Raw genomic sequence first — 5000 nt, 5'->3', positions numbered from 1 at the left:
AGCGCCTTGGTATACTCTACCAGTCCACCTGTGTCGGTTTCGGGTACGGTCTATACGGTGGGGCTATTTCCTGGAACCGCTTCACCGCAGGATCAATCCAATAAGACCCTACGATACACGCGATCCGTCACTCTCCACCAGGCCCACGATTATTAACGTGGTTCCCATCGACTACGCCTTTCGGCCTCGCCTTAGGGGCCGGCTAACCCTGCTCAGATTAACTTTAAGCAGGAACCCTTGGACTTTCGGCGAGGGAGTCTCTCACTCCCTTTATCGTTACTCATGTCAGCATTCGCACTTCTGATACCTCCAGCAGCCCTCACGGGTCCGCCTTCATCAGCTTACAGAACGCTCCGCTACCGCGTATCCGATCCGAAGATCGAACACACCCACAGCTTCGGTGTATGGCTTGAGCCCCGTTACATTTTCGGCGCAAAGACCCTTAATTAGACCAGTGAGCTGTTACGCTTTCTTTAAATGATGGCTGCTTCTAAGCCAACATCCTGGTTGTTTTGGGATCCTCACATCCTTTCCCACTTAGCCATAACTTGGGGACCTTAGATGGTGGTCAGGGTTGTTTCCCTTTCCACGACGGACGTTAGCACCCGCCGTGTGTCTGCCGGATATCACTTCCAGGTATTCGGAGTTTGGTTAGGTTTGGTAAGACGGTGAGTCCCCCTAGCCCATCCAGTGCTCTACCCCCTGGAGTGTCCATCCGACGCTCTACCTAAATAGATTTCGCGGAGAACCAGCTATTTCCGAGTTTGATTGGCCTTTCACCCCTAGCCACAAGTCATCCCGATCTATTGCAACAGATATGGGTTCGGTCCTTCAGTGCGTGTTACCGCACCTTCAACCTGCTCATGGCTAGATCACTCGGTTTCGGGTCTAATCCGACGAACTGAACGCCCTGTTCAGACTCGCTTTCGCTACGCCTCCACCTATCGGCTTAAGCTCGCTCGTCAGACTAAGTCGCTGACCCATTATACAAAAGGTACGATGTCACCCAGGACGAACCTTGGGCTCCATCTGTTTGTAGGCATTCGGTTTCAGGTACTATTTCACTCCCCTTGTCGGGGTGCTTTTCACCTTTCCCTCACGGTACTGGTTCGCTATCGGTCATGCACGAGTACTTAGGCTTGGAGGGTGGTCCCCCCAATTTCAGACAGGATTTCACGTGTCCCGCCTTACTCAAGGATCATCGAAGACATTACGCGTACGGGGCTATCACCCAATTGCGCCAGGTTTCCCAACCTGTTCCGCTTCTTCTTTCAATGACCACTGGCCTGGTCCGCGTTCGCTCGCCGCTACTGACGGAGTCTCGGTTGATGTCCTTTCCTTCGGGTACTTAGATGTTTCAGTTCCCCGAGTTCGCTTCTAACCCCTATGTATTCGAAAGTTAGATACCTTCTCATGACCGCTGTTAATTTAAACCGCTCACGCCCGATGCTGCGCATCGGCTCCGCGAGGCGCGGCAAAAGCCGCGTCGGCCGGTCGGCCTCTGACTGCCGTGCACCCTTCATCAACGAAGGCGCCCGGCCGCCAAAGCCTCACGGCTCAGCAGTTTAAACTTAACAGCGGTCGAAGGTGGGTTGCCCCATTCGGAAATCCACGGATCAAAGCTTATTCGCAGCTCCCCATGGCTTATCGCAGCGTATCACGTCCTTCATCGCCTGTGCATGCCAAGGCATCCACCAAATGCCCTTCTTTCACTTGATCATTCTCATCGTCAATGCTCACCGTTTCCTCTCGTTCACGGGTCGAAGACCCTGCGCGGGCGCGGCCTGACCAGCCGACGCGCGGTCGCGCTTGCCTCCGGCATCTTGCGATGCCTTCGGACGGCGCGGCCACTCGCCGAAGTCAGTACGACCCGTACGTGTGAACCAAAGGAAGAGAGAGGCAAACATTCACGCTTACTCTCATTCGAACACCGCAAACACCGGAGAAGTGTGCAACTCCATCCAGCGTCCTGCAGCGGTGCTCTTCATGTCGACCGGGTAAACCAGCGCGTGACCCCAAAAAGTTGTTCGACTTTTTGGAAAGGTTTCACGCGCAAGGCAAATTTCCGATCGACGAAAGACCAGCTTCTCGAGACGAACCCCGACGGCGTGCGGTCAGGCAACACCGATCATGGGACAAAAGGCTTGTTATGACCGAAACGGGCGATGAACCCGTGCCGGAACCTTTCGTCGACAGACCGTCCGAACCCTGAGCGGGGCATGACCAGCAAGCTGGCCAAAATGACGATCTTCGAGATCCGTCTTCTTCTTCACGATGATAATTGAGAACAGGCAGACACTCGGACAAGCGTCCAAGGCTGCAAACCTTATTCTTTCTCCTGGATGGCCACATTGTGGCTGGATGCTCGCTCGCCGACCAAAGCGCCGTGTGGAGCTTTGCCGCGCTCCCCGCAGGAGCAAAGCTCCGAGGAAGCGCAAAAATGGAAAAACCCGACAGGCTCCACCATTTGCCGCACAACACTCGACCCGATCGCCACCCACCTCAAAGGCAAATGGTGGAGCTTGTCGGGATCGAACCGACGACCCCCTGCTTGCAAAGCAGGTGCTCTCCCAGCTGAGCTAAAGCCCCATGTCTTTTTGCTCACGCCAGACGCTTCGCGTCGGCTGCGCAGGCGCGCCGAACGATCGGCGACGGCCAGTCGGCCTGTATGGGCGACCCTTCTGCACCGGCTGTGGAACGGCAAGCTCCGAGGCCCGTGCCCGTCCGCCCGCAGTCTCGAAGAGACGAGGACGGACAAACCGGCAAAAGCGACCCGGGCCCACCAAATCGGTCAGCCTCAGCGCTTCGAATCGACACCACGGTGCCACCGATGTGGTGGGCCCGGGTAGATTCGAACTACCGACCTCACCCTTATCAGGGGTGCGCTCTAACCAGCTGAGCTACGGGCCCGAACCCTTGCGGTTCGAGACCCCGACATCGCGCCCAGCCTTTCCGGCAACGCGGCGACGTCGGACACCGACCGGTCCGGCAATTCATCCAGGGAAGAAAGAGAAACGAAGGCGGCGGGGCCTGCCTGACCACGAAGCCTCCGAGGAGGCCGCATGGCGCTTGTATGCGCGACGCCGCTCTGACTGATTGGCGTCTTGGTTCTAAAACAGTCCAATACGGATGTCCGATCGACCCTGCCCGAAGACAGAACCACCGGATGCCTTAAAGGACCATCCTTAGAAAGGAGGTGATCCAGCCGCAGGTTCCCCTACGGCTACCTTGTTACGACTTCACCCCAGTCGCTGACCCTACCGTGGTTGGCTGCCTCCTCTTGCGAGGTTAGCGCACCACCTTCGGGTAGAACCAACTCCCATGGTGTGACGGGCGGTGTGTACAAGGCCCGGGAACGTATTCACCGTGGCATGCTGATCCACGATTACTAGCGATTCCAACTTCATGCACCCGAGTTGCAGAGTGCAATCCGAACTGAGACGGTTTTTTGGGATTAGCTCACTCTCGCGAGTTGGCTGCCCACTGTCACCGCCATTGTAGCACGTGTGTAGCCCAGCCCGTAAGGGCCATGAGGACTTGACGTCATCCCCACCTTCCTCTCGGCTTATCACCGGCAGTCCCCCTAGAGTGCCCAACTGAATGCTGGCAACTAAGGGCGAGGGTTGCGCTCGTTGCGGGACTTAACCCAACATCTCACGACACGAGCTGACGACAGCCATGCAGCACCTGTGCACTCGTCCCGAAGGAAGGATACCGTCTCCGGTAACCGTCGAGGCATGTCAAGAGCTGGTAAGGTTCTGCGCGTTGCTTCGAATTAAACCACATGCTCCACCGCTTGTGCGGGCCCCCGTCAATTCCTTTGAGTTTTAATCTTGCGACCGTACTCCCCAGGCGGGAAGCTTAATGCGTTAGCTGCGCCACCGAAGGATAAATCCTCCGACGGCTAGCTTCCATCGTTTACGGCGTGGACTACCAGGGTATCTAATCCTGTTTGCTCCCCACGCTTTCGTACCTCAGCGTCAGTACCGGACCAGTGAGCCGCCTTCGCCACTGGTGTTCCTGCGAATATCTACGAATTTCACCTCTACACTCGCAATTCCACTCACCTCTTCCGGACTCAAGACATCCAGTATCAAAGGCAGTTCCGGGGTTGAGCCCCGGGATTTCACCCCTGACTTAAATGTCCGCCTACGTACGCTTTACGCCCAGTAATTCCGAACAACGCTAGCCCCCTTCGTATTACCGCGGCTGCTGGCACGAAGTTAGCCGGGGCTTCTTCTGTGGGTACCGTCATTATCGTCCCCACTGAAAGAGCTTTACAACCCTAGGGCCTTCATCACTCACGCGGCATGGCTGGATCAGGCTTGCGCCCATTGTCCAATATTCCCCACTGCTGCCTCCCGTAGGAGTTTGGGCCGTGTCTCAGTCCCAATGTGGCTGATCATCCTCTTAGACCAGCTATGGATCGTCGCCTTGGTAGGCCATTACCCCACCAACTAGCTAATCCAACGCGGGCTCATCCATCCCCGATAAATCTTTCTCCCTCAGGACGTATACGGTATTATCTCCAGTTTCCCGGAGCTATCCCGTAGAGATGGGTAGATTCCCACGCGTTACTCACCCGTCTGCCACTCACTCCGAAGAGTGCGTTCGACTTGCATGTGTTAAGCCTGCCGCCAGCGTTCGTTCTGAGCCAGGATCAAACTCTCAGGTTTGATAAGAGTTTTTCCCTGACCGTCACTGTCTCAAAGCATTTGACGAGAGTTACTAGGACGCTCCCAAAATCTCCCCAACCCGCATCGCTGCAAAGCCAGAAAAACCTCAAAAACGCCCATCGCTCGAAACCACCCCGGAGATAACCGAAGTCACCCCCAAAACAGCTCCAAGCCGTACACTCTCATACCGAAACGTAGAACGATCAGTTCATTCTCTCATGGATGCCTCGTAACCGAAAAGGAAATCGGCACGAAACTCCACGCAGACTTACCGCCGCCCACGCTTCTCTTTCTTCTCAATATCAAATTGTCAAAGATCACGGC

2 tRNA genes and 2 rRNA genes (1 of these 4 running past the window's edge) are annotated in these 5000 nt (G+C 55.9%); all 4 read right to left on the bottom strand.

The features are described 5' to 3' along the window. Positions 1–1719 (bottom strand): 23S ribosomal RNA (locus tag VQ044_RS23135); it reaches 1215 nt to the left of the window's first position. 794 nt (positions 1720–2513) lie between these two features. Next, positions 2514–2589 (bottom strand) — tRNA-Ala (locus tag VQ044_RS23130). Positions 2590–2833: 244 nt separating this feature from the next. Beyond that, positions 2834–2910 (bottom strand) — tRNA-Ile (locus VQ044_RS23125). A gap of 279 nt (positions 2911–3189) precedes the next feature. Next, positions 3190–4676: ribosomal RNA gene (locus VQ044_RS23120) — 16S ribosomal RNA — on the bottom strand. Together the 16S and 23S rRNA genes with 2 tRNA genes alongside form the textbook arrangement of a ribosomal RNA operon. Positions 4677–5000: the final 324 nt, after the last annotated feature.

The organism is Aurantimonas sp. C2-5-R2, from assembly GCF_036549495.1.
Taxonomy (GTDB): Bacteria; Pseudomonadota; Alphaproteobacteria; order Rhizobiales; family Rhizobiaceae; genus Aurantimonas; species Aurantimonas coralicida_A.
The sequence above is the reverse complement of the archived record's forward strand: the minus strand, read 5'-3'. Positions and strand labels throughout refer to the sequence as shown.